This is a genomic window from Streptomyces sp. NPDC054796, assembly GCF_053611545.1.
This window is the reverse complement of the sequence record NZ_JBSHAO010000004.1, coordinates 36,901-53,942: the sequence shown is the minus strand read 5'-3', so window position 1 is coordinate 53,942 and position 17,042 is coordinate 36,901. Positions and strand designations below refer to the sequence as shown.

General features: G+C 72.4%; 13 protein-coding genes. 8 read left to right on the top strand and 5 right to left on the bottom strand.

Annotated elements, in window-relative coordinates; genetic code table 11:
* Positions 1–91: 91 nt before the first annotated feature.
* Positions 92–2,812, bottom strand: a complete 2,721-nt coding sequence (gene acnA, locus ACWGJ2_RS04835) for an aconitate hydratase AcnA (RefSeq protein ID WP_453344514.1) — start codon at positions 2,810–2,812, stop codon at positions 92–94.
* A gap of 506 nt (positions 2,813–3,318) precedes the next feature.
* Here acnA and ACWGJ2_RS04830 point away from each other — a divergent pair.
* Complete coding sequence (locus tag ACWGJ2_RS04830) at positions 3,319–4,053, top strand: SDR family NAD(P)-dependent oxidoreductase (protein ID WP_453344513.1); 735 nt, start codon at positions 3,319–3,321, stop codon at positions 4,051–4,053.
* A 210-nt stretch (positions 4,054–4,263) separates the two neighbouring features.
* Positions 4,264–5,793 carry a helix-turn-helix domain-containing protein gene (locus ACWGJ2_RS04825; RefSeq protein ID WP_453344512.1) on the top strand — a complete coding sequence of 510 codons (1,530 nt, stop codon included), beginning with the start codon at positions 4,264–4,266 and terminating at the stop codon, positions 5,791–5,793.
* 45 nt (positions 5,794–5,838) lie between these two features.
* Here the strand turns inward: ACWGJ2_RS04825 and ACWGJ2_RS04820 are convergent, their stop codons facing one another.
* Positions 5,839–7,014 carry an NAD(P)/FAD-dependent oxidoreductase gene (locus ACWGJ2_RS04820; protein ID WP_453344511.1) on the bottom strand — a complete coding sequence of 392 codons (1,176 nt, stop codon included), beginning with the start codon at positions 7,012–7,014 and terminating at the stop codon, positions 5,839–5,841.
* A gap of 115 nt (positions 7,015–7,129) precedes the next feature.
* Here ACWGJ2_RS04820 and ACWGJ2_RS04815 point away from each other — a divergent pair, with 115 nt between their 5' ends.
* Together ACWGJ2_RS04815 and ACWGJ2_RS04810 are read left to right on the top strand one after the other, a co-directional pair.
* Positions 7,130–7,918 carry an ArsR/SmtB family transcription factor gene (locus tag ACWGJ2_RS04815; RefSeq protein WP_453344510.1) on the top strand — a complete coding sequence of 263 codons (789 nt, stop codon included), beginning with the start codon at positions 7,130–7,132 and terminating at the stop codon, positions 7,916–7,918.
* Positions 7,915–8,829: an isocitrate lyase/PEP mutase family protein gene (locus tag ACWGJ2_RS04810; RefSeq protein WP_453344509.1), complete on the top strand. Its 915-nt coding sequence runs from the start codon at positions 7,915–7,917 to the stop codon at positions 8,827–8,829. Before ACWGJ2_RS04815 ends, ACWGJ2_RS04810 begins: the two co-directional genes overlap by 4 nt.
* Before the next feature lie 66 nt (positions 8,830–8,895).
* On the opposite strand, the gene ACWGJ2_RS04805 is transcribed toward ACWGJ2_RS04810, so the two are convergent.
* Positions 8,896–9,462 (bottom strand): TetR/AcrR family transcriptional regulator, encoded by a 567-nt coding sequence (locus tag ACWGJ2_RS04805; protein ID WP_453344508.1) that lies wholly within the window; start codon positions 9,460–9,462, stop codon positions 8,896–8,898.
* Between the two features lie 97 nt (positions 9,463–9,559).
* Between ACWGJ2_RS04805 and ACWGJ2_RS04800 the strand changes: the two genes are divergently transcribed.
* Both ACWGJ2_RS04800 and ACWGJ2_RS04795 read left to right on the top strand, forming a co-directional pair.
* Positions 9,560–11,023, top strand: coding sequence for an MFS transporter (locus ACWGJ2_RS04800; protein ID WP_453344507.1), 1,464 nt, complete (start codon positions 9,560–9,562; stop codon positions 11,021–11,023).
* A gap of 62 nt (positions 11,024–11,085) precedes the next feature.
* Complete coding sequence (locus ACWGJ2_RS04795; protein WP_453344506.1) at positions 11,086–12,318, top strand: FAD-dependent monooxygenase; 1,233 nt, start codon at positions 11,086–11,088, stop codon at positions 12,316–12,318.
* A gap of 18 nt (positions 12,319–12,336) precedes the next feature.
* On the opposite strand, the gene ACWGJ2_RS04790 is transcribed toward ACWGJ2_RS04795, so the two are convergent.
* Both ACWGJ2_RS04790 and ACWGJ2_RS04785 read right to left on the bottom strand, forming a co-directional pair.
* Positions 12,337–12,675, bottom strand: coding sequence for a RidA family protein (locus ACWGJ2_RS04790; protein WP_453344505.1), 339 nt, complete (start codon positions 12,673–12,675; stop codon positions 12,337–12,339).
* Positions 12,676–12,893: 218 nt separating this feature from the next.
* A complete protein-coding gene (locus ACWGJ2_RS04785; protein ID WP_453344504.1) occupies positions 12,894–14,108 on the bottom strand; it encodes an acyl-CoA dehydrogenase family protein in 1,215 nt (404 codons plus the stop codon).
* Between the two features lie 95 nt (positions 14,109–14,203).
* Between ACWGJ2_RS04785 and ACWGJ2_RS04780 the strand changes: the two genes are divergently transcribed.
* Together ACWGJ2_RS04780 and ACWGJ2_RS04775 are read left to right on the top strand one after the other, a co-directional pair.
* On the top strand, positions 14,204–15,934 hold the full coding sequence (locus ACWGJ2_RS04780) for an AMP-binding protein (RefSeq protein ID WP_453344503.1): 1,731 nt from the start codon (positions 14,204–14,206) through the stop codon (positions 15,932–15,934).
* A gap of 91 nt (positions 15,935–16,025) precedes the next feature.
* Positions 16,026–16,871, top strand: coding sequence for a PaaX family transcriptional regulator (locus ACWGJ2_RS04775; protein ID WP_453344673.1), 846 nt, complete (start codon positions 16,026–16,028; stop codon positions 16,869–16,871).
* The last annotated feature ends 171 nt before the right edge of the window (positions 16,872–17,042 follow it).

Below are 17,042 nucleotides of genomic sequence, written 5' to 3'. Positions count from 1 at the left end.
CCGTTGTTCCGTGCACGTCCGTGTACGGCGGAGGCCCGCACCCCCGGTGGGGGTGCGGGCCTCTTCGCCGTGCGTCACCTCATGCGGTGCGTCACTTGCTGATGAGCGAGCGCAGCACGTACTGGAGGATGCCGCCGTTGCGGTAGTAGTCCGCCTCGCCGGGGGTGTCGATGCGGACCTTGGCGTCGAACTCGACGCCACTGTCCGTCGTCACCTTCACGGTCTCGGGGATGCCGCCGTCGTTCAGCGCGGTGATGCCGCTGATCGAGAAGCTCTCCTCGCCGCCCAGGCCGAGCGACTCGGCCGAGGCGCCCTCGGGGAACTGGAGCGGCAGGACGCCCATGCCGATGAGGTTGGAGCGGTGGATGCGCTCGTAGCTCTCGGCGATGACGGCCTTGACACCCAGCAGCGCGGTGCCCTTGGCCGCCCAGTCACGGGACGAGCCTGAGCCGTACTCCTTGCCCGCGAGGATGACCAGCGGGGTGCCCTGCGCCTGGTAGTTCTGCGAGGCGTCGTAGATGAAGGAGACCGGGCCGCCCTCCTGCGTGAAGTCACGCGTGTAGCCGCCCTCGGTGCCCGGCGCGATCTGGTTGCGCAGGCGGATGTTGGCGAACGTGCCGCGGATCATGACCTCGTGGTTGCCGCGGCGCGAGCCGTAGCTGTTGAAGTCGCGGCGCTCGATGCCGTGCTCGGTGAGGTACTTGCCCGCCGGGGTGTCGGCCTTGATCGCACCGGCCGGGGAGATGTGGTCGGTGGTGACCGAGTCGCCCAGCTTGGCCAGCACGCGGGCGCCGGAGATGTCGCCGACCGGCGAGGGCTCCATGCCCATGCCCTCGAAGTACGGGGGCTTGCGCACGTAGGTGGACTCGGCGTCCCACTCGAAGGTGTTGCCGGTCGGGACGGGGAGCGCCTGCCACTGGGCGTCACCGGCGAAGACGTCCTCGTAGGACTTGTTGAACATGTCCTCGCCGATGGAGTTGGCGACCACGTCGTTCACCTCGGCCTCGGTCGGCCAGATGTCGGCGAGGTAGACCGGCTTGCCGTCCTGGTCGGTGCCGAGCGCGTCGCGCGTGATGTCCACCTTCATGGACCCGGCGATGGCGTAGGCGACGACCAGCGGCGGGGAGGCCAGGTAATTCATCTTGACGTCGGGGTTGATCCGGCCCTCGAAGTTGCGGTTGCCGGAGAGCACCGAGGTGACGGCCAGGTCGTTGTCGTTGACGGCCTGGGAGACCTCGTCGGGCAGCGGGCCCGAGTTGCCGATGCAGGTGGTGCAGCCGTAGCCGACGAGGTTGAAGCCGACCTTGTCCAGGTACGGCGTCAGGTCGGCCTTGTCGAAGTAGTCGGTGACGACCTTCGAGCCGGGGGCCAGGGTGGTCTTGACCCACGGCTTGCGGGTCAGGCCCTTCTCCACGGCCTTCTTCGCGACGAGCGCGGCGGCGACCATGACGTACGGGTTCGAGGTGTTGGTGCAGGAGGTGATGGCCGCGACCGTCACCGCGCCGTGGTCCAGCTCGTACGTCGAGCCGTCGGGGGCGGTCACCTGGACGGGCTTGCTGGGCACGCCGTTGGAGACGGCCGGCGCGTCGGAGGCGGGGAAGGACTCCTTGCCCGCCTCGTCGACGTCCGCCTCGGTGACGTAGTTCCGGACGTCCACGCCGAACTGGACGGCGGCGTCGGAGAGCGCGATGCGGTCCTGGGGACGCTTCGGGCCCGCGATGGACGGCACGACGGTGGAGAGGTCCAGCTCCAGCTTCTCGGAGAAGTCGGGCTCGGCCGCCGGGTCGAGCCAGAGGCCCTGCTCCTTGGCGTACGCCTCGACGAGCGCGACCTGCTGGTCGCTGCGCCCGGTGAGACGCAGGTAGTTCAGGGTCTCGTCGTCGACCGGGAAGATCGCGGCGGTGGAGCCGAACTCCGGCGACATGTTGCCGATGGTGGCGCGGTTGGCGAGCGAGGTGGCGGCGACGCCCTCGCCGTAGAACTCCACGAACTTGCCGACGACGCCGTGCTTGCGCAGCATCTCGGTGATCGTGAGCACCAGGTCGGTGGCGGTGGTGCCGGCCTTCAGCTCGCCGGTCAGCTTGAAGCCGACGACGCGCGGGATGAGCATCGAGACGGGCTGGCCGAGCATCGCGGCCTCGGCCTCGATGCCGCCGACGCCCCAGCCGAGCACGCCGAGGCCGTTGACCATGGTGGTGTGCGAGTCGGTGCCCACGAGCGTGTCGGGGTACGCCTGGCCGTTGCGGACCATGACGGTGCGGGCCAGCTTCTCGATGTTGACCTGGTGCACGATGCCGGTGCCGGGCGGGACGACCTTGAACTCGTCGAAGGCGGTCTGGCCCCAGCGCAGGAACTGGTAGCGCTCGCGGTTGCGGCCGTACTCCAGCTCCACGTTCTGCTTGAACGCCTCGCTGGTGCCGAACTTGTCGGCGATGACCGAGTGGTCGATGACCAGCTCGGCGGGGGCCAGCGGGTTGATGCGGGCCGGGTCGCCGCCCAGCTCCTTGACGGCCTCACGCATCGTGGCGAGGTCCACGACGCAGGGCACACCGGTGAAGTCCTGCATGATCACGCGCGCCGGAGTGAACTGGATCTCCTGGCTGGGCTGGGCGCTCGCGTCCCAGCTTCCGAGCGCGCGGATGTGGTCGGCGGTGATGTTCGCGCCGTCCTCGGTACGGAGCAGGTTCTCCAGCAGAACCTTCAGGCTGTAGGGAAGGCGCGCGGAGCCCTCGACCTTGTCCAGCTTGAAGATCTCGTACGACTCGTCGCCCACGCGCAGCGTGCTGCGGGCGTCGAAGCTGTTCGCCGACACGACAGTCTCCTTCAGTGCATGAATAGCGATCCGCTATGGTGAGCAGGGCTTAGTTAGGTAAGCCTTACTTCAGCGGTCGGTGTGCGCCTTCTCGCCAGTTATCTCGATGTCGAGATAACTCTAGTACACGACCGGCGGACGGTCATGCCCCGCCCCGGTCGTGCGCCGACTCCTGCGGCCCACGGATACTGGACCGCACCGTCCACAACAGGCGCCCTCGCACCACGCCACACCCACGCCAGTTCGACGTGCTGCGCGGCTTAGCGACCGGACCCGCACGCGACCCCAGCGGCGAGCAGGCCCGCCGCGGGTGCCCGCCGGCCAACACCGCGGCCGATCCGGCCGTCTTGCCGGTCATGGCCGAGACGCTGCTCGACCGCCTGCTGCCCGCACTCCGAGCCTCCCCGCAGTCGTACGCGGCACCGCCTCACCCTAGTTATTGACCGAGCGGTCCACATCATGCAAAGTTATGGACTGATTGGTCAACAACAAGGTCGGGAGCGGTCATGAAGGCGCTGAAGGACAAGGTCGCAGTGGTGACAGGGGCGAACGCGGGCATCGGTCTGGCGATCGCACGCGCCTACCGCGCCGAGGGCGCACGGGTGTTCGTCACAGGCCGCCGCCAGGCGCAGCTCGACGCCGTCGAGGCCGAGCTCGGCCCCGAGGTGAGCGGGGTCCGTTGCGACGTGGGCAAGCCGGCGGACCTCGACGCGCTCTACGCGACAGTCGCCGAGCAGGCGGGCCGGATCGACGTCCTGGTCGCCAACGCCGGGATCGGGATCGCGGCCCCGCTGGGCGAGATCACCGAGGAGCAGTTCGACGCGATGTTCACCACCAACGTCAAAGGCCCGCTGTTCACCGTGCAGAAGGCGTTGCCGCTGCTCTCACCGGGGGCGTCGATCATTCTCACCGGCTCGACGGCCGCCTCGCGGCCCCAGCCGTCCCTGCCCGTCTACGGGGCGACCAAGGCCGCCGTCCGCAATCTGGTCCGCGGGTTCGCCCACAGCGCCGAAGCACGCCGGTTCAGGATCAACGTGCTCTCACCCGGCGGCACCCGCACCCAAGGGCTGCTCGACCTCGTCTCCGCCGACGAGCTCGCCGCCGCCGAAGCCCAGGTTCCCCTCGGCCGGCTCGCCGAGCCGGACGAGATCGCCGCGGCGGCCGTCTTCCTCGCCTCCGACGCGTCCAGCTACGTCAACGGCTCCGAGCTCGCCGCCGACGGCGGCTTCGCCCAGGTCTGACCGGTCCGACCCCCGCCGGAGCACGCCGTGGCCGACAGGTGCCGGCCCCTCCGTCGGCCTACGGGTCCGCTCCGGCTCCGGCCGGGGCGGCTCCCCGTCACACTCGCCGCACGACGCCACCCGGGCCGAACCCGCCACCCGCGCACCCTCGCCCCCGGATGGCCCACCCCCCTCGCACTCCTATCTCACATCTGAGATACCGTCTTTTATATGACCGACGACTACCTCGCTCGTATCGGACAGCTCATCCGTGACGCCCGGCAGCACCGCGGCTGGACCCAGTCGCAGCTCGCCGAGGCCCTGGGCACCAGCCAGAGCGCCGTCAACCGCATCGAACGCGGGAACCAGAACATCAGCCTTGAGATGATCGCCCGAATTTCCGAGGCGCTCGACAGTGAAATCGTGTCGCTGGGCTACTCGGGACCCATGCATCTGAGGGTCGTCGGCGGACGCCGTCTCTCCGGCAGCATCGATGTCAAGACGAGCAAGAACGCCTGCGTCGCGCTGCTGTGCGCCTCCCTGCTCAACTCGGGGCGCACCGTACTGCGCCGGGTGGCCAGGATCGAGGAGGTCTTCCGCATCCTGGAGGTGCTCACCTCCGTCGGGGTCCGCACGCGCTGGATCAACGGCGGGGCCGATCTGGAGATCGTGCCCCCGGCCGAGCTGGACCTGGACGCGATCGACGAGGAAGCCGCGCGGCGCACGCGCAGCATCATCATGTTCCTCGGCCCCCTGATGCACCGCATGGACCGCTTCCGCATCCCCTACGCGGGCGGCTGCGACCTCGGTACCAGGACCGTGCAGCCCCACATGAGCGCGCTGCGCCACTTCGGCCTGGAGGTCACGGCGACGGAGGGGATCTACCACGTCGAGGTGCGCAGGGGCGTCTCGCCCGCGCGCCCGATCGTGCTGACCGAGCGCGGCGACACCGTGACCGAGAACGCGCTGCTGGCCGCCGCGCGGCACGACGGCACGACGGTCATCCGCAACGCCTCGTCCAACTACATGGTCCAGGACCTGTGCTTCTTCCTGGAGCAGCTCGGCGTCAGGGTCGAGGGCGTGGGCACCACCACCCTCACCGTGCACGGCGTCCCGGACATCGACGTCGACGTGGACTACTCCCCCTCCGAGGACCCGGTCGAGGCGATGAGCCTGGTGGCCGCGGCCGTGGTCACCGAGTCGGAGCTGACGGTGCGCCGGGTGCCCGCCGAGTTCCTGGAGATCGAGCTGGCCGTGCTGGAGGAGATGGGGCTCGACTTCGACCGCAGCGCGGAGTATCCGGCGGACAACGGGCGTACGCGCCTCACCGATCTGACGGTGCGGCCCTCCAAGCTGGAGGCGCCCATCGACAAGATCCACCCGATGCCGTTCCCCGGCCTCAACATCGACAACGTGCCCTTCTTCGCGGCCATCGCCGCCTCGGCCCAGGGCAAGACCCTCATCCACGACTGGGTCTACGACAACCGCGCCATCTACCTCACCGACCTCAACCGGCTCGGTGGCCGCCTCCAACTGCTCGACCCGCACCGCGTCCTGGTCGAGGGCCCGACCCGCTGGCGGGCAGCGGAGATGATGTGCCCGCCCGCCCTGCGTCCCGCCGTGGTGGTCCTGCTGGCGATGCTGGCGGCCGAGGGCACGTCGGTGCTGCGCAATGTGTACGTGATCAACCGCGGGTACGAGGATCTCGCGGAGCGGCTCAACGAGGTGGGCGCGCAGATCGAGACGTTCCGGGACATCTGAGGGGCGTGAGGCTCCTGGCGCTCCACGGCTCCTCGGCGAGCCCCGCTACGGCCCCTCGACGGCGGCGGCCCGTCGCAGCGGGTCGTACGGCGTCAGGTCCAGCCCCGGCGGCGTGCCCAGTGCCAGACGCGCCGCCAGGGCGCCGACGTAGGGGCCCATGGTGAGGCCCGAGGACCCCAGGCCGTTGGCCACGACGAGGCCCTCGCACGCGGGGACCGTGCCGAGCAGGGGCCGGACGTCGGGGCCCATCGGGCGGAAGCCGACCCGGGTCTCCACATGGGTGGCCGTGGCCAGTCCGGGGGCCACGGCCAGTGCCTCGCCCAGCACCTCGGCCAGTCCGCCCGCCGTCACGCGGTGGTCGAACCCGCTGCCCTCCTCTCGGGTGGCGCCCACGACGACGCGGGAGCCGTCGAAGGCGAGCAGGTAGTGGCTGGAGCGCGGGAGCACGACGGGCCAGCGCGCGGTGTCCGTACCCGTGCCCGCGTCCGTGCCCGCGTCCGTGCCCGTGCCCGCGTCCGGGAGGCGCAGGTGCACGATCTGGCCGCGCTGCGGGGTCACCTCGACGTGCACGCCGAGCGGCCCGAGCAGCGCCGGTGACCACGCGCCCGCCGCGGCGACCACCCCGTCGGCCGCGACGAGTTCGTCGCCGACGGACACCCCGCGCACCCGCCCGTCACGCGCCTCGATCCTGGCCGTGCCCCGCACCGTCCGCGCCCCGCGACGGACCGCGGCCCGCCGCAGCGCGTCCCGCAGCAGCCGCCCGTCGAGCCGCGCGCCCCCTTCGACACGCAGCACCGGCCCCTCGTGCCGGAGCGGAGGGAAGAGCCGCACCGCCTCGTCGCCCGTGAGCAGGGAGACGTCCCCGGCGAGCGCGGAGACGGAGGCGCGGGTGGCGACGAGGGAACGTACGGCCTCGGCCCCCTCCTGGTCCCCGGGGTCCAGCAGCCGGAGCGCGCCGACGCGGCGGTACCCGATGTCCTCCTCCCCGTCCTCGGACAGCGCCGCGAGCAGCGCGGGGTAGTGCTCGGCGCCCGCGCTGGCCAGCATGTACCAGGCCGGGTCGCGGAGGCGGCTGGTCCAGGGGCAGATGATGCCCGCTCCCGCGGAGGTCGCCCTGCCCTCGGCGGCTGAGTCGACGAGCACGGTGTCCGCGCCGGAGCGGGCCAGTTCGTACGCGGCTGCCGCGCCCGCCACGCCCGATCCGATGACGACGATGCGCATGTGGTTCCCTCTTCCTCCCGGGCGGGCCCACCGGGCTGCGGGGCCCGCGATGACGGCGGTGTCGGGCCGGGAGAGTTCGGCGGCCACCGAACGGTCCCGGTCGCATCATGGTCGTATGAAACGTGAGGTACGCGGTACACCCGGTGCGTCCGGTACGCCTGTGGCACACGTCGCCGAGGACGCGAGCGCCGGGCTCGCCCGGCTGGCCGCGCTGCTCGCCGACAGGACACGGGCGCGGTTCTGTCTGACGCTGCTCGACGGCCGGGCCTGGACGGCGGGCGAACTCGCGCGCGCGGCCGGGGTCGCGGCGGCCACGGCGAGCGGCCACCTGGACAAGCTGATCGCGGGCGGCCTGCTGGCCGAGGAGCGGCAGGGGCGGCACCGTTATGTGCGCCTCGCGGGTCCCCGCGAGGCGCAGTTGGTCGAGAGCCTCGCGGCGCACGCGGGCCCGCCGCCCGCGCCCCGTTCGCTGCGTGCCTCGTCGGTGCACTCGGCGCAGGCACAGGCGCGTACCTGCTACGACCATCTCGCGGGCCGCCTCGGCGTGGCCGTCACGGACGCGCTGCTGGCGCGCGGGCTGCTGCGCCAGGGCACGGACACGGGCACGGGGTTCGCGGTGACGGAGTCCGGGCTGGCGTGGTTCCGGGACGTGGGCGTCGAGCTGGCGCCACGCCCGCGCGGCCGACGCCCCCTCGCGCGTGCCTGCCTCGACTGGACCGAACGCCGCCCGCATCTGGCGGGCGTGGCCGGGGCCGCGCTGTGCGCGCACGCCCTGGCGGAGAACTGGTGCGAACGCGTCGGCAGCGGGCGCGCCCTGCGCGTCACGGCGCGCGGCGACGAGGCGCTGCGCGCGCTGCTGGACATCGGCTTCGGCTTCGACTTCGACGGAGAGGGCACGGCGTGAGCGGGAACGGACGGCAGGGGCGGGCCGAGGCAGGGGAGCAGGCGCCGACGGAAACGGAGGCGGCGCGGGCGGAAGCGGCGCAGGAACCAGCAGCGGGAGCGCGCGCGTTCCGTCGGCTGCACCACGGGGAGCGCCCTTTCCTGCTGCCGAACGCCTGGGACCACGCGTCGGGCGCGGCACTCGCCGCGCACGGCTTCGCCGCCATCGGCACGACGAGCCTGGGGGTCGCGGCCGCGGCGGGACTCCCGGACGGCGAGGGCGTGGCCCGCGACCTGACCCGCGCGCTGGGGTGCGCCCTCGCGCGGCTGCCGGTGCCGGTCAGCGTCGACATCGAGGGAGGCTTCGCCGACGCGCCGGAACCGGTGGCGGCACTGGCGGCCGAGCTGTGGCGTGCGGGCGTCGCGGGCGTCAACATCGAGGACGGCCTTCCCGACGGCGCCCTCACCGACCCCGCCCTGCACGCCGCCAAGGTGACGGCGGTGAAGGAGGCGGCGCCCGGCCTGTTCGTCAACGCGCGCACCGACACCCACTGGCTCCGCGCGGACCCGACGGTGCGGGGCGCGCTGCGCCGCGCCGAGACGTATGTGGCCGCGGGGGCCGACGGCATCTTCGTCCCGGGCGTGTCCGACGAGGACACCATCGCCGCGCTGACGTCCTCGCTGACCGTCCCCCTGAACGTCCTCCACTCCCCCGCGCTGCCCTCCTTCGACCGCCTCGCCGCGCTGGGCGTGGCCCGCGTCAGCCTGGGCTCGTCGCTGTTCCGGGCCGCGCTGGGCCACGCCGTCGCGACGGCCGCCGCGCTCGCGGCCGGTGCCGACGGGGCGCCCGCCGCCGCGCCCCGCTGGGCGGGCAGCGGCACGGGCGTGCCGCCGTACGCCGAAGTCCAGGCGCTGGCGGGCCACTTCGCCTGAGCGCGGCGGCGCCGGGGCCGACCGGCCGGACAGATGAGGGCTGGAGAGCTTGCGGGCTTGCGGGCTCTAGCGGACCAGCGGGAGGAAGATCGTGTCGACGATCTCCTCGATCACCTCGGGCGCGACCGGCCGTCGCGTCATCATCGTCTCGCTCCGGAGCAGGTCGAAGGGGAGTGAGGCGATCCGTGGTGTGAGCTTGGCCGGGTCGATCTCGCCGCGCTCGACGGCGCGCTCCATGATCTCGTCGCGTCCGGAGCGGCGTCCGGCCAGGAGCGTGTCGCGCAGCTCGGCGAAGCTGGTCCCGGCCTCGGCGAAGTAACCGGCGAGCAGCAGGCTGAGCTGAGTGAGGAACGGGCCCCGTTCCTCACTCAGCTCGGTCAGGGTGGCGATCAGGTCGCCGCGCAGGGACCCGGTGTCGGCCGGGGCGATCGGCCGGATGATGTCGCGGTGCACGACCGCCGCCTCGACCAGCTCCCGCTTGTCCGCCCAGCGCCGGTAGAGCACCGGTTTGCTGGTGCCCGCGCGCCTGGCGACGGAGTCGACGGTCAGGTTCGCGTACCCCCGCTCGCTCAACTCGTCCCAGGCCGCTTCGAGGATCGCCGCCTCAAGGGCTTCGCCACGCCGTCGTCCCACAACACTCCTTAGAAACTTTGACGTTTCTTATCTCGCACCGTACTGTGCGAGATAAGAAACCCAAACGTATCGTAAACGAGTGTGTGAGGAGTCCTTCATGCGGCAGATCAGGGCCGGAGGCGCAGACGCCGGGCCGCACACGAGATGGAACGGGCGGCTCATCGGCCTAGTGGCCGTGCTGGTCATGGTGAACTTCGTGCTCGACTCGGCCGTCAGCGCGCCGCTGGTCGTCCTCCCGGAGATGCTCGACCACTTCGACACCGACCAGACGGCGTGGCTCAACGCCAGCGCGATGCTGGCGGGCGTGCTGTGGGCCCCCCTGCTCGGCAAGAGCGCCGACATCCACGGCAAGCGCAAGGTGCTGGTGCTGTCGTTACTCCTCAGCGGCGCGGGCGCCCTCCTGTGCGCCGTGGCCCCCAGCCTCTGGGTGTTCGTGCCGGGGCGCATGCTCCAGGGAGCGGCCCTGGCCACCCTGTTCCTCTCCGTCGCGATCGTCCGGGAGGTCTGCGTACCCCGCATCGCGATGGTCATCGTGGGCATCGTCACCTCCGCCTCCGCGACGCTCAACATCGCGTCCCGTTTCGCCGTCGAGCAACTGGCCGAGGTGTTCGGCTTCCAGATCCTGTTCGTCATGTCGGCCCTCGTCGCGGCCGTGATGGCGATATGCGTGCACAAGATCGTCCCCGAATCCACGGTCAGGACCCCGGGCAGGATCGACCTCAGCGGTGCCTTCCTCCTCGGCGGCGGACTCGTCGGGGTGCTCAGCTACGTCAGCCTGGGCTCGGGCCTCGGGTGGCTCGCCGTCGGCCCACTGGCCCTCCTGACCGGCGGCGCCGCGGCACTGGCCGGGTGGTTCGTGGCCTCGGGCCGGAAGCCCGACCCCCTGATCGACGTCAGGAACCTCGGCCGTCCCTTGGTGCTCACGCTCCTTGTCGTCTTCTTCGCGACCGGCTCGTACCAGAGCATGCTTCAGCTCGTCTCTCTCATCGCCGACGTCTCGTCGGATCAGCGGCTCGGATACGGGCTGGCCGACCAGGGCTCTGTGGCACTGCTGCTCGCGGCACCGGCGCTCGGCGTCACGCTCGGCGGCCCGGCGTCCGGATGGATCGCCGCACGCGTCGGACCGGCCAGGACGCTGGCCGGGGCGGTCGTGCTCGGCACGGCGGTGACCTTCGCGATGTTCCTCGGGGCCTCCCTCCTCCCCGTCGCGCTCTGCTGCGGAGTCCTGCTGGGTGTCACGGTGGGAGCGCTCGGGTCGTCCGGCTTCAACGTGGTCGGCAGCCTGGCGTCCCCCGAGCGGCAGGCCGTCGTGTCCAGCCTGGTCATGGTCATGGTCTCGATCGGCTCCGTGGTGCTGGAGTTCGTGGGTTCGGCCGTGCTCGGGTCGACCAAGGTGGTCGTCGACGGCGACACGGTGAACTCGGCCGTGGGCGTGTACAGCTACATCGCGATCGCCTCCGTCGCGTTCGCGGTCGCCGCGGTGCTGGCCGTCAGGCTCGTGCGCAGCACCCGCCTCAGCGGTAATTCACCGTCGCCCGGACTTGAGCGGGAAACGGTATAGGGCGAGGTAAAGGCTCGCGGAAGTCCCGCATGTCCCATCACAGGCTGAGGAGTTGCTGTCGAATGAGCACAAGAACCGCATCGAAGGGCACGGTCCTGATATCCGGCGCGAGCATCGCGGGTCCCGCCGTGGCGTTCTGGCTGCGCCGGTACGGATTCGCGGTGACGGTGGTGGAGAAGTCCACCGGGCCGCGGGACGGCGGATATCCGGTCGACGTGCGCGGCACGGCGGTGGAGGTGGCGCGCCGGATGGGAATTCTGCCGCGGCTCAGGGAGGCGCATATCGAGTCGCGCCGGATGACTTTCCTCAATGCCGACGGCAGTACGGCGGCCGTGGTCCATCCACAGGCGGTGACGGGCGGAATCGAGGGACGCGACGTCGAGGTGCGTCGCGGGGATCTGACGGAGATCCTGTACGAGGCCGTCCGCGACGAGGTGGAGTTCGTGTTCGACGACTCCATCGACACCCTCACGGAACACGCGCACGGCGTCGACGTCACCTTCCGCAGCGGCGCCCGGCGCGATTTCGACGTGGTCCTGGGCGCCGACGGGCTGCATTCGCATACGCGGCAACTCGTATTCGGGCCCGAGCGGCGATTCCACCGCTATCTGGGGTACTGCTTCGCCATATTCACCATGCCCAACACCTTCAAGCTCTCCCATGAAGTGCTCATGTGGAACACCCCAGGAAGGGCGGCGGCGCTCTACGCGGTCGGGGACGGCGACGAACTGCACGCGTTCCTCAACTTCGCGCACCCCGAGCCGCCGTACGGGGCCCTCCGCGACCCCGGGGCACCACGCGACCTCGTCGCCGCCACCTTCGCCGACGACGGCTGGGAGATCCCGGCCATGGTCGCCGCCATGCGCCACGCGGACGATCCGTTCTTCGACACCGTGAGCCAGATCCGCATGCCGCGCTGGTCCAGCGGCCGGGTCGCGCTCGTCGGCGACGCCGCCTACGCCCCGTCGTTCCTGACCGGGCAGGGGACCAGCCTCGCCCTCGTCGGCGCCTATATGCTCGCCGACGCGCTGGCCACCCACCCCGACCACACCTCGGCCTTCGCCGCCTACGAACGCGACATCCGCGGCTTCGTCGAACTGAACCAGAACCAGGTCGGCGAAGGCGACGCGGCGCTTTTCCCCACCACCGCCGAGGCTCTGGAAAGGCGCAACGCCAGGCTCCGCGGCCTCACCGCCATGCCGCCAGGGACCGGACGCCCGGCCCACACGGCCCTCACCTTGCCGGACCGGCCCACGGCAGGACGCCCCGCCCCGAGGTCTGCACCGGCCCGCTAGGGGATGTCTTCCGCGTCCTCACGGCAGCACGGCCACCCCGTCCAGTTCCACCAGTGCCGTCTCGTCCCAGAGGCGGACGACTCCCACGACGGCCATGGCCGGGTAGTCGCGGCCCGCCAGCGTGCGCCACAGGGCGCCGAGTTCGCGGGCGCACTCCCGGTACGCGGGCACGTCCGTCGTGTAGACGGTGACGCGGGTGAGGTCGGCCGGGGTGCCGTCGCAGGCGGCGAGGGCCGTGAGGAGGTTGGTGAGGGCGCGTTCGAACTGGGCGGGGAGGGTGTCGCCGCGGATCACGCCCTCGGCGTCCAGCGCCGTCTGCCCCGCGAGGAAGACCAGCCGGGAGCCTGTCGCGGTCACCGCATGCGAGAAGCCGGTGGGGGGTGAGAGGCCGGCGGGGTTGACGCGGCGGTTGGGCGTCGGGCGTGCGGCTTCGCGGGCCGCGGCTTGTGCTGGTGCTGGTTCCGGTGCCGGTGCTGCTGGTACCGGTTCCGGTGCCGGTGCCGGTGCCGGTGCCGGTGCCGGGTGGCCGTCTCCCCTGGGGTCCGGCGTGCCGCACTCGCCCGCCCCGTCCCCCGTCATCGGTACAGCTCCTTCGCGATGATCGAGCGCTGGACCTCGCTCGCGCCCTCGTAGATGCGGGGCGCCCGCACCTCGCGGTAGAGGTGTTCCAGCAGGTGGCCCCGCTGGAGCGCCGCCGCACCGTGGATCTGTACGGCCGTGTCGACCGCTGCCTGCGCGGTCTCCGTGGCCAGCAGCTTCGCCATCGCGGCCCGCTTGGCGATGTCCGGGGCGCCACTGTCGTACGCCTCGGCCGCCGCGTAGACGAGGAGCCGCGCCGCCTCCACCCGGGTCGCCGTCTCGGCGAGCTGGTGGGAGACGGACTGGAGGTCGCGCAGTGTCCCGCCGAACGCGCGCCGACGCGCCGCGTGGCCGAGTGCCGCGTCGAGTGCCGCCTGCGCCATGCCGACCGCGAAGGCGCCGACGCTGGGCCGGAAGAGGTTGAGGGTGCGCATGGCGACGCCGAAGCCGCCGTCCACCTCGCCGAGCACGTCCTCCGGGCCGACCCGTACCCCGTCGAAGCGCAGCGTTCCGATGGGGTGCGGGGAGAGCATGTCCAGGGGCTCGCCCGTGAGGCCCGGCCTGTCGCCGGGGACCAGGAACGCGGTGATGCCGCGCGCGCCCGCGCCGCCACCCGTACGGGCGAAGACGGAGTAGACGTCCGCGTACGGGGCGTTGGAGATCCACGTCTTGGTGCCGTCGAGGCGCCAGCCGCCCCCGCCCCGGCCCACGTCACCGTCCCCGCCCCCGCCTCTCTCCGGGGTCGCGGCGAGGGTGAGGGCCGCCGCGTCGCTGCCCGCCTCCGGCTCGCTCAGCGCGAAGGCCGCGACAGCGCGGCCCGAGGCCACCTCGCCCAGCCAGCGGTCCCGTTGCCGCTCGGTGCCCGCCTGGGCCAGCGGTCCCGCGCCGAGCCCCTGGAGCGCGAGCGCGGTCTCGGCCTCCGTGCAGGCGTAGGCGAGGGACTCGCGCAGCAGGCACAGGTCGAGGGCGCGGACCGGCCCCGCGACCGACGGCTCCGGTGACCCCACTGTCCCCGGTGCCCCCGGCCGCCCCGTCACATCTGAGCCCAGCACCCGCGCCAGCAGCCCGAGTTCGCCGAGCGCGGCGACCAGCTCCCGGTTGACGCGCCCCGGAGCGCCCGCTTCCGCGAGCGGACGCAGTCGCTCCGCGCCCAGCTCCCGCACCTCCGCACACCACGTCAACTGCTCCGTATCGAGCGCGAAAGCGGGCATCGGCAACGCCTCCTGTATCGCGTACTGTTGACTGCCGTCACCATCACGTTACGCTCAACGGCACATCGGCACACCCGCCGTGAGGGGGCAACCGCATGCGCCACCTGAGCCCGTCAGCGCACCTCGACACCTTCGCCCGCGACCACCTGCCCCCTCCCGAGCAGTGGCCCGACCTCCTCCTCCACCGGCCCGAGCTGCACTACCCCGACCGCCTCAACTGCGGTACCGAGCTGCTCGACCGCACCGCCGCACGCCTCGGCCGCGACCGCCCCGCGCTGCGCGCCGAAGCGCCGGCGACGCACCCCGGTTCCGGGCCCACCGCGGAAGCGCACGCGACGACGTGGTCGTACGGCGAACTCCAGGACCACGTCGACCGCCTCGCCCACGTCTTCACCCGCGATCTGGGCGTCCTGCCCGGCAACCGCGTGCTGCTGCGCGGGCCCACCAGCCCCCAGCTCGCCGCCTGCTGGCTGGCGGTGATGAAGGCGGGCGGCATCGCCGTGACCGTGCTGGCCGCACAGCGCCCCCAAGAACTGCGCACCGTCTGCGGCCTCGCCAGGGCCGGTCACGCGCTCTGCGACGCGCGCGCCACGGACGATCTGATCGCGGCGCGGATACCGGGGCTGCGCATCACCCCCTTCGGCGGCGACACCCCCGACGACCTGCTGCGACTCGCCGAGAACGCCCCATCCACGCCGTACGAGGCGGTCGCGACGGCGGCCGACGACGTCGCCCTGATCGCCTTCACCTCCGGCACCACAGGACGCCCGAAGGGCTGCGTCCACTTCCACCGCGACGTCCTCGCCGTCGCCGACACCTTCTCCGCGCACGTGCTGCGCCCGCGCCCCGACGATGTGTTCGCGGGGAGCCCGCCCCTGGGCTTCACCTTCGGGCTCGGCGGGCTGCTGCTCTTCCCGCTGCGCGCGGGGGCCAGCACCGTGCTGGAGCAGTGGAGCGGCGCCGAGGGGCTGCTCGCCGCGGTCGGACGGCACCGGGTGACCGTGCTGTTCACCGCGCCGACCGCGTACCGCGCCATGCTCGCGAAGCTCGCCGAGCCCGCGCACAACCCCGAGCAGGGCCCCGCGTACGACGACACCTCCTACGTCATCCCGCCGTACGACATCTCCTCGCTGCGCCGCTGCGTCTCCGCGGGCGAGAACCTCCCGGCCGCGACCTGGCACGGCTGGCACGAGCGCACGGGGCTGCGGCTGATCAACGGCATCGGCGCGACCGAGATGCTGCACATCTTCCTCTCCGCCGCCGACGAGGCCGCGCGGCCCGGCGTGACGGGCGTGCCCGTGCCCGGCTTCGAGGCGCGCGTCGTGGGCCCCGAGGGCATCGCGCCGCTGCCCGACGGGGAGCCGGGGCTGCTGGCGGTGCGCGGCCCCGTGGGCTGCCGGTATCTGGACGACGAGCGTCAGCGCGAGTATGTACGGGAGGGCTGGAACCTCACGGGCGACACCTATGTGCGCGAGCCCGACGGCTACTTCCGCTATGTCGCCCGCGCCGACGACATGATCATCTCGGCGGGCTACAACATCGCCGGTCCCGAGATCGAGGAGGTCCTGCTGCGCCACCCCGACGTGATGGAGGCGGCCGTGGTCGGGCGCACCGACGAGAAGCGCGGGCAGACGGTGGTGGCGCACGTGGTGCTGCGGCCCGGCATGCCGGAGGGTGAGGCGACGGCCGAGGCGCTGCGGGCGTTCACCGCCAGGGAACTGACCCCGTACAAGTGCCCGCGCGAGTTCGTGTTCGCCGCCTCGCTGCCGCGCACCCCGACGGGCAAGCTCCAGCGATTCCGGCTCCGCGAAGCACACCTAGAGTGACCGCGTGACCCAGCACCCGCCCGCCGAAGCCCCCGTCTCCCCGGCCCGCCAAGCCCCGGCCGCCGACCCGGCCGACCCGTACGCCGTCCCCGTGCCCGGTTCCGGTCCCGGTCCCGGTTCCGCGAGGCCGTCGCCGGGGTCCTTGATCATCACCTTCTACGGTGCCTACGGCCGCGACTTCCCCGGCGACGGCACCGTGCCGGTGGCCGCGCTCATCCGCGCCATGGCCGCCGTCGGCATCGACGCGCCCTCCGTGCGCTCGGCGGTCTCACGGCTGAAACGGCGCGGCCTGCTGACCGCCGACCGGCCCGGCAGCAAGGCCGCCGGATACGCGCCCTCCCCCGCCGCACGTCAGCTCCTCGACGACGGCGACCGCCGCGTCTACACCCGCGCCGTGCCCGACGGGCGCTGGCTGCTCGCCGTCTTCTCGGTGCCGGAGAGCGAGCGCACCCGCCGCCACGTGCTGCGCTCCCGGCTCGCCAGGCTCGGCTTCGGCAACGCGGCACCCGGCATCTGGATCGCCCCCTCCCACCTGGAGGAGGAGACCCGGCACACCCTCGTCCGGCTGGGGCTCGACGCCTACGTCGACCTCTTCCGGGGGACACACGAGGGCTTCGAGCCGACGGCCGAGGCCGCGGCGCGCTGGTGGGACCTGGAGGCCATCGCCGCCCTGCACCGCTCCTTCCTCGCCGCGCACGAGCCGGTGCTGCGTGCCTGGTCACGGCGGCGCAAGACGCCGCCGGAGGAGGCGTACCGCGACTACCTCCCCGCTCTGGACGCCTGGCGCCGCCTCCCCTACGCGGACCCGGGCCTGCCCGCCGCGCTCCTCCCCCGCGACTGGCCCGGCGCCCGCGCCGCCAAGGTGTTCTTCGCGCTGCACGCGAAGCTGCGGGACGCGGGGCGGCGGTACGTGCTGGGCGCTGGGGACGGCGCGTAACCGGGCCGGAACAGGCCAGGGCGGACCGGGGCGGTCGTACCCTGGGGGCATGACCATCCGTCGCCCGACTTCCCGTCCGGGTGCAGGACCGGAGAGGTCACCGGACCCGGCCCCGGCCCCGCCCTCGGACGGCGCCCGCCGCTCCTACCCGCGACGGCGCCGCCGCTACTT